Here is a 14,469-nt window from a genome sequence, read left to right as displayed (position 1 = left end):
CTTAGCCGGCTTGCAATTGCCCGTAAATCTGTTCAAGGGCGGTCACCAATGCCGCCACCACCATATCGATTTCCGCCTCGGTGATGATAAAGGGCGGACAAATCACCAGAGAATTTCCAGTGGCGCGCACGATCACCCCCTGCATCAGGGCCGCATTGGCCACATGGGAGCACAGGCCCAGTTCCAAAGGATAATGTGACCGGCTTTTCCGGTCGCGCACCAGTTCGATCCCCGCCAAAAGCCCCATACCGCGCACTTCGCCCACCAAAGGATGGTCGCCAATGGCGGTGTTCAACTTGCCATGCAAAACGGCGCCCATTTTTGCAGCGCGTTCCACCAGCCTTTCTTGTGCGATGATATCGAGATTTTTAAGCGCCACCGCACAGGCCACCGGATGACCAGACGTGGTGAACCCATGCTGAAATGCGCCGCCCTGTTGCAAGGTCATCTCGGCCACTTTATCGCTGATCACCGCGGCCGCGATAGGCATATAACCTGAAGACAAGCCCTTGGCGAGGGTCATGAAATCCGCCTCGATCCCGTAATGATCCTGAGCAAACCAGTGCCCGGTGCGGCCAAATCCCGTCACCACCTCATCGGCGATCAGCAAAATCCCCTCTTGCTTACAGATGGCGACAATTTCCGGCCAATAGCTTTCGGGCGGCATGATCACCCCTGATGTCACCTGAATTGGCTCGGCGATGAACGCCGCCACCTGATCGGCCCCCAATTCCGTAATTTTATCCTTCAGCGATTGAGCAGCTTTTTTTCCATAGGTATCCGGGTCCAGATCGCCGCCCTGACGGTACCAATAAGGCGCGTCGATATGGCTGACCCCCGAAAGCGGCAGGCCAAAGGCTTCATGCATGGGGGGAAGGCCATTCAGGCTGGTGGTGAACAGGGTAGAGCCATGATAGGCGTAATCACGGGCAATGATGTGCTGGCGGTTCGGTTGCCCTTTGGCACGCCAATAGGCCCGCACCAGTTTCAAGATGCTTTCATTGGCTTCCGACCCGGAATTGGCGAAAAACACATGGTTGAGAGCGCCCGGTGCTGCCTTTGCAATTCTTTCGGCAAGGGCTGCGGCATGGGGATTGGTGGTGGCCTGAAAGCTGTGATAATAGGCCAAATTCTGCATGGCATCGGCCGCGGCTAGCGCCATCTCCTTGCGGCCATATCCCACATTTACGCAGCCAAGACCCGCCATGGCATCCAAAAGGCGGATATTGCCCTCCCCCACCAGCATCGAGCCTTCCCCCCGTTCGGCAATGAATGCCCCGCCATTTTGTTGCAAAGCCGAATGGTCGGTAAAAGGGTGAACATGGTGCAAGCGATCCGCATCGCGCAGTTGCTGACGCACCATTTGCGCATCATCGGAACCGGCAATGGTGGAACGGGCAGCATTTGAGGCGGAAGCATGCGGGCTGGAGGTCATGACAGTCTTTCATCTCAAGGAAAGGGACCGCCCACTAAGCCCTATCATGGCTAATAATCTGTTAAAGCCGCATTTGCTTCTGGCCCCACCCAGACATTTACCCCGTCTGAATATAGGCTTTCAGGGAATCGGCCTCCATTTCCGCTTCGGCAATACGCATTTTCACCACATCGCCGATCGACACCATGCCGCACAGCTTGCCTTTTTCCACCACAGGAATATGGCGGAAGCGGCCTTCCGTCATCACCGACATCAGATGAGCAATGGAATCGCCGGGGGCAGTCGTGATCACATCCGCTGTCATGATGGCAGACACCGGCTGATCCAGCAGGCTAGCCCCTTGTCGGGCCAGTTCCCGAACGATATCGCGCTCTGAAAGCATCCCGGCAATATCACCGGCTTTGGTTAAAACCAAAATTGCCCCGATCCGCTTTTCACCAAGAAGGGAAATCGCCGCGGACAGTGTCTCGTCGGGCGAAATGCTGACAACCGATCGGCCCTTTTCGTTCAGGATCTGCGCTACCGTCATATTTCCCTCCATTTTGAAACGACCTGCATCCTGTTTCCGTATGAAACAAAGGCAGAACCTCGCTTTTCGTTTAAAGCTGGGATAAGTATGCTTGATGCGACCCACCAAGGACAAGTATTCAACGATATTTTGCTGGAGAAATAGCCATGGCCCCGGATAAACCCTCACGATTTTGGGGCATTGCGTCGATCGGCGTCCTGCTTTTCGCCTTTCTTGCGCTGTTGCTCATGCTGGTTCCGGGGCCTTTGGTCAAAGCAGACGCCTTGTCTTTCAGAACCGCCTTCGATGTGATGCGCCGGGCTTTTTATCTGGCCGCAGGGCTTGGCATTGTCAGCTTTATCGCCCTTATCATTGCCGCCAGCCGAGCCAATGGCCGGACTGTGATCCGGCTTTCAGGGGCATTGATGCTATGCCTGATTGTGGTGAGTGCTCTTTATATGATGCGCCGCGATGCCGCATCCCATGTGCCAATCCATGATGTTACAACGGATTTGATTGATCCACCGCATTTCACTGTGATCGCGCCCCGAATTGAGGATCCGCTGATCGTTCCCGATCGGGGGCGCGAAGATCTGGTGGCCGTTCCCCCTGATGTGCGCTGGCGGATCTATCACAAGGAAGCCTATGGCACGTTGACACCACTGTTTTTAGACAGTTCGGTTGAAGACGCCATGGCGCGCGCCCGGCAGGCGGCCCGAAAGATGGGATGGGAAATTGCCCATTTTTCGGTCGCAGATGGGCGGCTGGAAGCCACTGACACGACCTCATGGTTTGGTTTCAAGGATGATATTGTGGTGCGTATTCGCATGGAAAAGGGACAGTCCCGCGTGGACGTGCGGTCTGTCTCCCGCATCGGAATCAGCGATCTGGCGCCAATGCCAAGCGTGTGAGACATTTTTTGGAAACCCTCTCTCAACAAGGCCAAAACTCATGAAAAATGCCATGACCGTTGTTATTCTCAGTGTGTTGCTGGCAGCCGTGGGCATCACCACCTTTATCGTTTTGAACGAATTGACCGCCGTGACTTTAAGCATGCACGGCTATATCGCTTTGGGCTTGGGGATCGGCTTCACCCTGATCCTGGGTTGCGCTTGATGTATCTGGTGTTTTATTCATCGCATTCAGGCCATGATGCTTCGGCGCAAAGCAAACTCGAAGATTAAATCACCGCTCTTTTTTTCTGAACACTCTACGGATGGACCGAATGGAAATCGCCTCTTTTCAGGATTTCTGGACGCTTGTTGTTGATGTCTGGAAGAACGGCCTCTTCGGTATTCCTCTTTCCAACGGACTTATCGCCTTCGGGATTTTTGCGCTGTTCATGCTGTTCCGCAATTTGATGACCCGCTTTGTTCTAGCGGCTGTCAAAAGAGCTGCGGTGCGCACAAAAACCGATATTGACGATCGCGTGGTCGAGGCCATCACCGATCCTGTGCGGTTCATTCCTGTTGTGATGGGCGTTTTCTTTGCCACCAGCGTGCTCGATATGAGTGCGGACATGGCGGCGTTCTTTTACAATCTGAACCGTTCTCTTGTGGCCTTCACATTGTTCTGGATTTTATATCGCGCGGTCACCCCCATGGGCACGGTGTTGCAGAACGCACCGCGCGGTTTCCTCACATCGGAGATGGTGGAATGGATGGTGAAGGCCGCCAAGATTGCTTTTTTCCTGCTGGGGGCAGCCACCATTCTAGAATTATGGGGCATTGCCGTTGGCCCGATCATCGCAGGGCTTGGCCTGTTCGGTGTTGCCGTGGCGTTGGGGGCACAGGATCTGTTCAAGAATTTGATTGCCGGGCTGTTCGTAATCGGTGAAAAGCGCTTTTTTGCAGGCGATTGGATCCAAGTGGACGGCGTTGTGGAAGGCACTGTGGAACATATTGGCTTTCGCACCACCATGGTCCGCCGGTTCGACAAGGCCCCAGTGTTCGTACCCAATTCCAAATTGTCGGACAATGCGGTTACCAATTTCCAACGCATGACCCACCGCCGCATCAAATGGATCATCGGCGTTGAATATCGCACTACGAAAGAGCAATTGCGCACCATCCGCGATGCCATCGAAGCCACCATCCTTGAAAGCGACGACTTTGCCCATCCGCCGGAGGTATCGACCTTTGTGCGCATCGATGCCTTTTCCGACAGTTCCATCGACATCTTGCTCTATTGCTTCACCCGCACCACCAATTGGGGCGAATGGTTGGCGATCAAGGAAAAACTGGCTCTGCAGATCAAAGACATCGTTGAGGGCGCGGGCACCGGCTTTGCCTTTCCCAGCCGGTCACTTTATCTGGAATCACTGCCCGATGCGCCGGAGCCATTTCCCTTAAGCCTGCAAAAACAGGCCGATGCAAGTGATGCAAGTCCCCGCGCATCAGCGGAAAACACCCAAAAACATAAATAAAAACGAGCCACTGCCCAGACACAAGGATTTCTTATGGCAAGCAAACGCGACCCCGTCATTCGCACCGCGCCTCGTTTGGCCGATCTGAATTTGAACGGCCATATCTTCGGCGGCTGGCTGTTGTCGCAAATGGATATTGCGGGCGGCATTACCGCCAGCCAAAGGGCGGGCGGCGCCGTAGCCACCGTGGCTGTGGAGGCCATGAAATTTCACCGCCCTGTGCATGTGGGCGATCTGGTGAGCTGCTATGCCGAGATCAAATCCGTGGGATGCACATCCATGCATGTGAATGTGGAAGTCTGCGTGAGTCGGCGCGGCATCGACGAGGAATTTCCGGTGACCGAAGGCACCTTCATCTTCGTGGCCGTGGATCAAAACGGCAATCCCCGTCCGGTGGATGCAGGCTAGGGCGCGGTCGACCCTTCGGCATGGCGGGCCGCACATGGACCACAAAGGCCATGCACTTCAATGGTTTGGCGGGTAATTTCAAAGCCATGCGATGTTGCCTCATCTGCCACAGCCCGTGCCACATCCGCACCCGTCAGTTCAATGACAATGGAACAGGTATCGCAGATCAGAAACTGGCTGCTGTGCTGCCCCCCCGGCTGCGGACATCCCACATAGGCGTTCAACGATTCAATACGGTGGATCAGGCCGTTTTCCAGCAAAAATTCCAAAGCCCGATAGATGGTGGGGGGGCGCACTGACCGCCCCGGCCCGGAAAGCTGCTCCAAAAGATCATAAGCCTTTACAGCCGCATGATCGCCCCAGATCAACTCCAGAACCTTTTGCCGCGTTTCGGTAAGCCGCACCCCCCGACGCGCGCAAATCCTTTGCGCCTCCGCCAATGCATCGGACGAGCATTGCGCGTGGTCATGCGGATATTCCGGCTTTGCAGGCATAAGCGGCATCGGTGATATATCTCCTCTTGATCCACGGTGAGCTTAAACAATCAATAAGCGCATCTCTACCCAATTTCCCCTCCCCACAGAAATATGACGGGGATACAGTCAAGACTTGACGTATGTGTGATAATATAACATTACAAAAGCTCTGTTGCAAAAAAAGGGATGTTGATCCATGCGCTCTCGCCACACAAAATTATTGTTCGGCGCCATACTCACCGGGGCATCTGTTGCCCCCGACGTTTTGGCAAACACCGCAGAATTGCAGCAAGAGCGCCCCTTGGAAAGCCAATCAGACCAAACCCATCTGGGCCATAACACGGGCGGGTTGGAAGAAATCATTGTCACCGCCCATCCCGGTGCGCGATCACGTTATGATGTGCTGCAAGGCACCTCGGTCCTGACCGGTGAGGATCTGGAACAGGCGGTACGGGCCACCATCGGCGACAGTCTCGACCGTTTGCCGGGCTTATCCCAAACCGCATTCGGCCAAGGAGCCAGCCGTCCGGTGATCCGGGGGCTTTCCGGTGACCGTCTCCGCGTCTTGATCAATGATCTGGGCAGCTTCGATGCATCGACCACCAGCCCCGATCATGCGGTGGCGCTGGATCTTTCTGCTGCCAAGCGGATCGAAGTGGTGCGCGGCCCCGCCACCTTGATCTATGGGGCCAATGCCATTGCAGGGGTTGTGAATGTCACCGACAATCGGGTGCCACGCGCCCTTCCAGAAGACGGAAAAGCAGACGGTTTCATACGCTCCAGCTATGGCACCAACGCCGATGAAGTGGTGAATAGCGGCGCCCTTGATCTGAACATCACCGGTGGGTGGATGGCCCATCTGGACGGCTTTTACCGCAATCATCGGGATTTCACAGCGCCGGGATTTTTACGCTCGGAGCAAGAACGTCTGGACGATCCCTTGCCCGAAGGAGAGGACGAGCCTTTTGGCCGCGCCAATAATTCCGGCATTGAAAGCTGGGGGGGCACAGGCGGGCTTTCTTATGTGGGAGACAATGGCTTTATCGGCGCGTCGATAAGCCATTTAGACACGGTTTACGGCATCCCCGTTGCCCTTGAAGGCGAAGAAGAGGAGGGAGGCGAAGAGGAAGAAGAAGGCGTTCGCATCGACATCGAACAACTGCGCGTTGACGTGATCGGGGAGTGGACAAAGCCCTTTGCGATCTTTGAAAAAGCCAGTCTGCGTTTCGGCTATGGCGATTATGATCAGGCCGAACTGGAAGGCGACGAAATCGGCACACTGTTTTTGAACGAAGAATGGGAAGCCCGGCTGGATCTGACCCAAAAAAATCGAAATGGATGGTCCGGCACCAGCGGTGTGCATTTGCGCAGCCGCGATTTTGAAGCCATTGGCTTGGAAGCCTTCGTGCCCCCCAATGATACGATGCAATGGGGGCTTTACAGCTATCAAAGCATTGAAACCGGCGCGTGGCATGTGGATGCGGGCGTAAGATTGGACCGTCAAACTGTTGAATCCGTCACACGATCCATTGACCGCAGCTTCACCGGAATCAGCCTGTCTGCGGGCGTTTCCTATGATCTGGGGGCAGGATATTTGATCGGTGCCAATGGCTTTCGCACCGAACGCGCCCCCAATGCCGATGAGCTGTTCTCCGATGGCCCCCATCTGGCCAGCTTCACCTTTGAACGCGGCGATGAAACGTTAGGAGAAGAAACGGCCAAAGGGTTGGAACTGAGCCTGAAAAAGAACAGTGGCCCGCTGACATTCATCCTGAATGGCTTTTATACAGCCTATGACGATTTCATCTTCGAGCGTTTCACCGGCGAAACAGAGGATAATTTGCCCGTGGCGCAATTTTCCGCCACCCAGGCGCGTTTTTACGGGCTGGAAATGGAAGCGGATTATTTGCTTTGGCAATCGGGCGAGCGGACCATCAAGCTCAATGCCGTATTTGATGTGGTGGAAGCCAAAAATCGCAGCGATGGCACCCCTTTGCCGCGCATTCCTCCCTTATCCGTCCAATTGGGGGCCGACTATCAAAGCCATTGGTTCGATATTCACATATCCGGCGAATATGCGGCAAAACAAAATGACATTGCCGCCTTTGAACTTCCTACCGATGATTATTTTGTGTTGGGAACCACCGTGTCCATCCATCCCTTTGATGGACGCGATATCACCTTGATGATCGAAGGACGCAATTTGACCGACAGCGACATTCGCTATCATACCAGCTTTCTGAAAGACCTGGTGCCCGCGCCGGGCCGCTCTATTCGCTTTACGCTGCGGGCCGGTTTTTAACGCCCTTCATGCCAAAAATCCTGCGGGCGGCGCTCCTTCACAAAGACTGCCGCCCGCAAACCTTTCCAATCGTTCAATCGGCCTCGACTTCCAAACCAAAAGCTTCCAGCCCATCGGCCAGATAGACCGCCACCAAAGGCGTGGACAACAGATATTCGGATGTGGCGTGGGTTGCCTCGCGGCTGGCATCACGCCGGGCCTGTTCAAGCTCATCCGGCCCGAATGTGCCTCGTCCCACCCACATCAGAACCACCAGATCGATCCGCTCTTCCTCGTTCAGATCGTCGATAAACAAGGCCAGTTCATTGAAATCCGCTTCCGCACCACGCGTTCGGTGACATCCACACCACTGTCATCACCTTGCGGCATATCCGCATAGGCCTCCTGTGCCCGTTCAATGATGTGCGACACGGTACTCACCGTAACATTAAGCAGGCTTTCATCGTCTTCCAATTGCCCTGATGGGCCATTGCCGGGGATCATAGCCACTCCTTTCGTCAAACGAAGCGCTACAGCGGTCTATTATGCCAGCGCCTAAACACCACCGGATGCACTAAAAGCAATATCGGATTGCTGCCTCGTTTTCTTGTCCTGCATACGATTCACCTTGTCTTTCAACTGCCGTTTTGCGGCGGCGAAGGCATCATGCACGGCCTTATGGGCATCTTCATGCACAGATTTCGGACCGGATTCATGGCTAACGGTCACATCATCAAGGCCGGCAATGGTCAGATGGATATGAACGCTGAATTTTTGGGACTTTCCTTCATGGCGATGGGGCAATTCCACCGTGACCGTGCCACCGGTGATGCGATCGAAAAATCGCTCCAGCTTTTCCGATTCCGCGCGAATGCGCTTTTCCAGACTATCGGAATGGTCAAGACCGCGAAAAACCACAGACAAGGCATTTGAAGACATAGATGCTCTCCTCTCCTTGGATATCGGTCATATGATGTCACCAGCATGAACCCTTCTCTTCATAAAGGTCAATCCATGCCGCATGTTTTTCGGACACCCCCCTTATAATCACATTTCAAAAGCGCCTATTCCCCACCAAATAGCGTGACTGCCGCATGGGTCATGGCCGCAACCCCGGTTTTGATGGTCGGTTCAGGCAAAGGTGCGAAATAAGGAGAATGTAAAGACGGCAACGAAATCTCGCCGCGACGGGCCGCCGCCACCTTTTCCGGCTCGACCGCGCCCAACCAGAAAATCACGCTGGGGATGCCTTCGCGGCCATAGCGCCCGAAATCCTCTCCGCCCATGACCGGATTGCTTTTTACCACATTTTCCGCCCCCAGATGGTCCGACAAAGCCTTTGCCAAACGATTGGTAAGCTGCGGATCATTATAGGTGGCCGGTGTATATTCATCTTTCACCTCAACCACCGGCAGCAGATCATCGGGAAGGCCGAACGCGCGAGCCGTATTATGGGCAATGCGTTCGATCGCATTCAGCACATAAGCGCGGGTTTCATCGGAATAGCTCCGCACCGTAAGCTGCATCTTCACCTGACCGCTGATCACATTGTGCTTGGCACCACCATGGATGGAGCCGACAGTCACCACCACCGAATCCTGCGGGTTCACTTCGCGGCTGGCAATGGTTTGCAGCCCCATCACAATCTGGCTGGCAAGAACGATGGGGTCTTTGGTGCTGTGGGGATAGGCCCCGTGGCCGCCCACACCCTTCACCGTGATATCCACCGAATCCACATTGGCCAGCGCAAAGCCCGGTACATAGGCAATCCGCCCCGCTTCCAAAGAAGAACTGACATGAAGTGCGATATTATAATCAGGGAGCGGGAAACGCTGGAACAATCCATCAGAGATCATCGCTTTTGCCCCGGCTCCGCGCTCTTCCGCCGGTTGGCCGATCATCACCAAAGTTCCGGACCATTGATCTTTCATCGCCGCCAGACGCCGCGCCGTACCCACAAAAACCGTCATGTGCACATCATGGCCGCAAGCGTGCATCACATGCACGTCCTCACCGTTTTGCTCCACAGCCGTAACGGTTGACGCATAAGGTTTTCCGGTCATTTCCTGCACCGGCAACGCATCCATATCGGCGCGGATCAACAGCGTTGGTCCTTCGCCATTTTTCAAAACGCCCACAAGGCCGTGCCCTCCCACATTGGGCGTCACCTCGAAGCCCAATGATTGCAGCTCTTCGCTCATCCGTGCTGCCGAATTGGCCTCCTGGAAGGAGAGTTCGGGATTGGCATGAAGATGCGTATACAGATTTTCCAGATAGACATAATCCGATGCCACGGCCTTGTGGATTTCTGCATCCGTCTGGCTTTGAGCGGCAAGTGGTGCAGACGCCAAAAGCAAAGCAGGGACAATCAGTGATCTCCAGCGGTCCGACATGGTTTGTGTCTCCTCTTTTATGGTGTTGCAAGCACGATCAGGCTGCAAGGCGGCTTCAGGATGGCGTGCCATTTGCTGTCTGTCAAAGCGGCTCTTGACCCCAAGCCTTCGCCGCGCGAGGCTGACACCCCGTTTTCAGCCGAACAAAGTCCATGGCCAGCCAGCACGCGCATCATCACAAGCATCCGCACCATCACCATTCCGGCCCCATAAATAGCCGCAATGAACGGCGCACCTTTTGGGCCATGCTTTTAATCGCCGGTTTCATGCTGGTAGAGGTGGCGGGCGCCCTGCTTTCCGGCTCTTTGGCCCTTTTGGCCGATGCGGGGCATATGCTGACCGATGCGGCAGCCCTTGCTTTGGCATGGACGGCCTTTCGCCTGTCACGCAGGCCCACCGATCATGCCAAAACCTATGGCTATTACCGGTTCGAGGTGGTGGCCGCTTTCATAAACGGCCTTGCGCTGCTGATTTTGGTCGGATGGATTCTTTGGGAAGCGGTGGAGCGCCTGATCACCCCGCCCCCGGTGCTGGGCGGGCCAATGCTGGCTGTGGCGATTGTCGGTCTTTTGGTCAATCTGGTGGCCTTTCGCATGTTGCACGGGGCGGATCAGGACAATCTCAATATCCGCGCCGCTTTATGGCATGTCATTGGCGATATTCTTGGCTCCATCGCCGCTATCATCGCCGGTCTTGTGATTGTGCTCACCGGATGGACACCCATCGACCCGATCCTGTCCTTGCTGGTGGCGATGCTTTTGGTGCGGGCGGGATGGTCTTTGACAAAACGCACCCTGAATATCCTGATGGAAGGCGCGCCGGAACATCTGGATCTTGATGAATTGCGCGACAAGCTGATCCAGGCCATCCCGCAGGTGACCGGTGTGCATCATTTGCATGTATGGCTGTTAACGATAGAACGCCCCATGCTGACCGTTCATATCGAAATCAATTCCAAAGACAATGCCGACGACACTCTGATACGCATCAAGAGATTTTTGTCAGACCATTATGGCATCACCCATTCCACCATCCAGATCGAACGCGAAGGATGTGCCGATCACTCGCATGATTAGGATCAGCCCCCTAAGCCCTAGTTTTCTTCGGCCTCTTCTGCTTCTTTGCGCTCCCAATCGATGCGGTAAAGATCATAGCGCCGGTCCTTGAGATTGGTCACCGTTCCCGAATTGCGCGCTCGCACCAGATCATCCAGATGCAGATCGGCAAAGGCCACGGTTTCCGAATTGGGGGTGGTATCGGCGGCAATACCATCACGGGCAAAGGGAAAGTCGCACGGGGTCAGGATGCAGCTTTGAGCATATTGAATGTCCATGTTTTCCACATTGGGCAAATTCCCCACATTGCCCGCCAACACCACATAGCTTTGATTTTCAACGGCGCGGGCCTGGGCACAATACCGCACCCGCAAATAGCTTTGCCGTTCATCGGTGCAAAAAGGCACAAACAGGATCAAGGCGCCCTGATCCACCAAGCGGCGCGCCAATTCCGGGAATTCGCTATCATAGCAAATCAGCACCCCGATCATGCCACAATCGGTGGGAATGGCCGCCACTTTCGAGCCGCCTTTGATATTCCACCAAAACCGTTCATTGGGCGTGGGATGGATTTTATCCTGCGCATGCACCGCGCCATCGCGCAAAAACACATAGCTGATGTTTTTCACATCCCCATTATCCATGCGCACCGGCGTCGAGCCACCGATGATATTGATATTGAGGCGCATGGCCATATCCCGCAATGTTTCGCGAAATTGCGCGGCATATTTTGTCAGGGCTTCGATGCCTTCTTGCGGGGTCAGTTTCTTTGGCTCGGCAGACAAAAGCTGCAGCGTGAACAATTCCGGGAACACCACGAAATCGGCATGATAATCGCTGGCCACCTCGGCGAAATACGCCACATTGCTCAAAAACCCGTCAAAAGATGTAACCGCACGCATTTTCATCTGGACCGTGGCCACCCGCACCGGACGTCCGCCAGACCGGGTGCTGTGCACGCCTTTGGTCTGCTCGGTATTGGCGATATCGGGATTGCGCCATTCCATCAAGGCCGCAAAGCCCATGCTTTCTTTGTCCATGGGCAGATAGTTCTTCAATATCCGCACCGGTTTGAAGCCATTGCGCAATTGAAATCCCAAAACGGAATCACGCACCTGCCGGTTTTCTGCCGCTTCCAGATAGGCTTCCGGGCTTGAGAAGCGGCGGCGACGGCGGGCATAGCCGGGCATCCGTCCGGCAAACACGATTCCTTTGATTTTCAGTTCTCGCACCAGCTTTTTGCGGGCATCATAAAGCCTTTGGCCGATTTTCAGGCCGCGCGCATCGGGGTCCACGGCCACTTCCATGCCATAGAGCACATCCCCATCGGGATCATGGCGCGAAGCAAAGCCATTGCCCGTGATTTCCGACCAACTATGGGGCTTGAGCGCAATATCTTCGCTGACAAGAAACGTAAGGCACACCCCCACGATCGCCCCGTCATAAAGGGCAACGAACTGCCCCTGCGGAAAGCGACTCAAAGGACCGCGCAGATTTTCCGGCACCATGGTTTCCATGGTGGGATAGGCTTTTTTCAACAAAGCCACGATCGCGTCGATATCCGCGAACTGCGCTTGCCGTACGAATAATGTACGCTTTTTCGTCTGGTCCGCCATTATATTTTCCTTCGGGACAATCCCAAGCCACTGTCATTTCATATAGATTTCGCAATAGGGTCACATATTGACAGCTTTGTGTCTGCCGGCCGATAGCAAGTAGCATTGCGATCTGGTCCATTCTTCGGCTAGTCTTTAAAAGGACTCAAATAAGAAATTGCGATCCGGCATAAGCCAGACACTCTCAAGGGACCTGTTTCATGCGCATCTTTCTTCTGTTGCCCCTGCTTTTTGTGGCGGCCTCCGCCTTTGCACACCCCATACAGCAAACCAAAAACGGCCATCATGATGCCTTCCGTCAAATGGAAGAAGTCTGGCCCACACCCACAAGCTATCGCACAGGATCGGGTGCGCCCGGCCATGCCTACTGGCAACAGGAAGCCGATTATAAGATCCGCGTTTCCATTGATGATGAAACACAAACCCTGACCGGTTCCGAAACCATCACATACAAGAACAATTCACCCGATACATTGTCTTATTTGTGGCTGCAACTGGACCAGAACCGCTTTGCCAAGCATTCCAATGCCTGGGCAACGCTGACCCAGGCTTCCAAAACCGATATGAGCATGAACGCCTTGCGTATGCTGATGATCGCCGATGAAGGCACGCTTGGTCACAAGATCACATCCGTAAAAGGCAAAAATGGTGCATCCCTGCCTCATATCGTGCGCGACACAGTGATGCGCATTGATCTGCCCACACCTTTGGCGGCCGGGGAAACCATCGAATTTTCCATCGATTGGCACTATAAAATCCCCGAAGGCAAAGCCATGAGCGCCCGGGGCGGCTGGGAATATTTCAAGGACGATGGCAATTACATCTATTTCATCGCCCAATGGTTCCCCCGCATGGTGGCCTATACCGATGTGCATGGCTGGAACACCAAGGCCTTCCTTGGTCGGGGCGAATTCACCCTTGAATTTGGCAATTATGATGTGGAAATCACCGTTCCTGCGGACCATATCGTTGCCTCTACCGGCGTTTTGCAAAACCCTCAAGATGTGCTGAGCAAAAAGCAACGCGATCGCTTGGAAAAAGCCAAAACCGCCAAAAAGCCGGTCTTCATCGTCACCCGTGAAGAAGCCGAAGACAATCAAAAAGAAGGCACCGACGAAACCCGCACCTGGCATTTCAAGGCGGAAAATGTGCGTGATTTTGCCTTTTCCTCCAGCCGCAAGTTCGTCTGGGATACCCAGGGTCATCATGAGCGCGATGGCCGCACCGTCATGGCCATGTCTTTCTACCACGAAGGCATGCCTTTGTGGGACAAATATTCCACCCCGGCGATCTTGCAGGCACTGGAAACCTATGGCCGCATGACCGTACCTTATCCCTATCCGGTGTCGATTTCCGTCAATGGCCCTATCGGCGGCGGCATGGAATACCCCATGATCACCTCCAATGGTCCGCGTCCTGAAAAAGACGGCACCTATTCCCGCCGCGCCAAATATGGCCTGATCGGCGTGGTGATCCATGAAGTGGGGCATAACTGGTTCCCCATGATCGTCAATTCCGACGAGCGCAATTGGACATGGATGGACGAGGGCCTGAATTCCTTCTTGCAATTTTTGGCAGAGCAGGAATGGGAAGAAGATTATCCCTCGCGTCGGGGCCATGCCTACGACATCGTGGACTATATGATCTCACCCAATCAGGTGCCGATCATGACCCAATCGGAATCGATCCTGCAATTTGGCAATAATGCTTATGGCAAACCCGCCATTGCGCTCAACATCCTGCGCGAAACGGTGATGGGCCGCGAAGCCTTCGATTTCGCTTTCCGCGAATATGCGCAACGCTGGTGGTTCAAGCGCCCCATGCCTGCCGATTTCTTCCGCACCATGGAAGATGCCAGCGGCATCGATCTCG

15 protein-coding genes are annotated in these 14,469 nt (G+C 54.6%); 7 read left to right on the top strand and 8 right to left on the bottom strand.

Annotated elements, in window-relative coordinates; all coding sequences use genetic code 11:
• Position 1: 1 nt before the first annotated feature.
• Together JCM17844_RS11000 and JCM17844_RS10995 are read right to left on the bottom strand one after the other, a co-directional pair.
• A complete protein-coding gene (locus JCM17844_RS11000; protein ID WP_210431851.1) occupies positions 2-1,435 on the bottom strand; it encodes an aminotransferase in 1,434 nt (477 codons plus the stop codon).
• Between the two features lie 97 nt (positions 1,436-1,532).
• Positions 1,533-1,964, bottom strand: a complete 432-nt coding sequence (locus JCM17844_RS10995; RefSeq protein ID WP_150001002.1) for a CBS domain-containing protein — start codon at positions 1,962-1,964, stop codon at positions 1,533-1,535.
• Between the two features lie 146 nt (positions 1,965-2,110).
• On the opposite strand from JCM17844_RS10995, the gene JCM17844_RS10990 reads away from it, so the two are divergent.
• The 4 genes from JCM17844_RS10990 to JCM17844_RS10980 all read left to right on the top strand — a co-directional run bounded on the left by JCM17844_RS10990 (position 2,111) and on the right by JCM17844_RS10980 (position 4,776).
• Complete coding sequence (locus tag JCM17844_RS10990) at positions 2,111-2,854, top strand: DUF1499 domain-containing protein (protein ID WP_150001001.1); 744 nt, start codon at positions 2,111-2,113, stop codon at positions 2,852-2,854.
• Between the two features lie 40 nt (positions 2,855-2,894).
• Positions 2,895-3,059 carry a hypothetical protein gene (locus JCM17844_RS15215; RefSeq protein ID WP_210431850.1) on the top strand — a complete coding sequence of 55 codons (165 nt, stop codon included), beginning with the start codon at positions 2,895-2,897 and terminating at the stop codon, positions 3,057-3,059.
• 109 nt (positions 3,060-3,168) lie between these two features.
• Positions 3,169-4,368: a mechanosensitive ion channel family protein gene (locus tag JCM17844_RS10985; RefSeq protein ID WP_150001000.1), complete on the top strand. Its 1,200-nt coding sequence runs from the start codon at positions 3,169-3,171 to the stop codon at positions 4,366-4,368.
• A 33-nt stretch (positions 4,369-4,401) separates the two neighbouring features.
• Entirely contained in the window at positions 4,402-4,776 is a 375-nt protein-coding gene (locus tag JCM17844_RS10980) for an acyl-CoA thioesterase (protein ID WP_150000999.1), read from the top strand.
• On the opposite strand, the gene JCM17844_RS10975 is transcribed toward JCM17844_RS10980, so the two are convergent.
• Positions 4,773-5,279 (bottom strand): transcriptional repressor, encoded by a 507-nt coding sequence (locus JCM17844_RS10975; protein WP_150000998.1) that lies wholly within the window; start codon positions 5,277-5,279, stop codon positions 4,773-4,775. The two genes, JCM17844_RS10980 and JCM17844_RS10975, sit on opposite strands and share 4 nt — an antisense overlap.
• 169 nt (positions 5,280-5,448) lie before the next feature.
• On the opposite strand from JCM17844_RS10975, the gene JCM17844_RS10970 reads away from it, so the two are divergent.
• Entirely contained in the window at positions 5,449-7,554 is a 2,106-nt protein-coding gene (locus JCM17844_RS10970; RefSeq protein ID WP_150000997.1) for a TonB-dependent receptor, read from the top strand.
• Positions 7,555-7,627: 73 nt separating this feature from the next.
• Here JCM17844_RS10970 and JCM17844_RS10965 read toward each other — a convergent pair whose 3' ends face one another.
• From JCM17844_RS10965 to JCM17844_RS10950, 4 genes are all read right to left on the bottom strand, one after another.
• Positions 7,628-7,849 (bottom strand): DUF3775 domain-containing protein, encoded by a 222-nt coding sequence (locus tag JCM17844_RS10965; protein WP_210431849.1) that lies wholly within the window; start codon positions 7,847-7,849, stop codon positions 7,628-7,630.
• Positions 7,831-8,037 carry a hypothetical protein gene (locus tag JCM17844_RS10960; protein WP_150000995.1) on the bottom strand — a complete coding sequence of 69 codons (207 nt, stop codon included), beginning with the start codon at positions 8,035-8,037 and terminating at the stop codon, positions 7,831-7,833. Before JCM17844_RS10960 ends, JCM17844_RS10965 begins: the two co-directional genes overlap by 19 nt.
• A gap of 51 nt (positions 8,038-8,088) precedes the next feature.
• Complete coding sequence (locus JCM17844_RS10955) at positions 8,089-8,472, bottom strand: HPF/RaiA family ribosome-associated protein (RefSeq protein WP_150000994.1); 384 nt, start codon at positions 8,470-8,472, stop codon at positions 8,089-8,091.
• Between the two features lie 125 nt (positions 8,473-8,597).
• Entirely contained in the window at positions 8,598-9,926 is a 1,329-nt protein-coding gene (locus JCM17844_RS10950; protein WP_150000993.1) for an amidohydrolase, read from the bottom strand.
• Between the two features lie 152 nt (positions 9,927-10,078).
• Between JCM17844_RS10950 and JCM17844_RS10945 the strand changes: the two genes are divergently transcribed.
• Complete coding sequence (locus JCM17844_RS10945) at positions 10,079-11,002, top strand: cation diffusion facilitator family transporter (RefSeq protein WP_150000992.1); 924 nt, start codon at positions 10,079-10,081, stop codon at positions 11,000-11,002.
• Between the two features lie 17 nt (positions 11,003-11,019).
• Here JCM17844_RS10945 and JCM17844_RS10940 read toward each other — a convergent pair whose 3' ends face one another.
• Positions 11,020-12,597 (bottom strand): carbon-nitrogen hydrolase family protein, encoded by a 1,578-nt coding sequence (locus tag JCM17844_RS10940; protein ID WP_150000991.1) that lies wholly within the window; start codon positions 12,595-12,597, stop codon positions 11,020-11,022.
• Positions 12,598-12,797: 200 nt separating this feature from the next.
• On the opposite strand from JCM17844_RS10940, the gene JCM17844_RS10935 reads away from it, so the two are divergent.
• Positions 12,798-14,469 (top strand): M1 family metallopeptidase (locus JCM17844_RS10935; RefSeq protein ID WP_150000990.1); only part of this gene is annotated, 1,672 nt, incomplete at its 3' end.

The sequence above is a fragment of the Iodidimonas gelatinilytica genome (genome assembly GCF_008579125.1).
In the GTDB taxonomy this organism is placed as follows: domain Bacteria; phylum Pseudomonadota; class Alphaproteobacteria; order Sphingomonadales; family Rhodothalassiaceae; genus Iodidimonas; species Iodidimonas muriae.
Note: the sequence above shows the minus strand (reverse complement) of the source record. Positions and strands in the feature narration are given on the sequence as shown.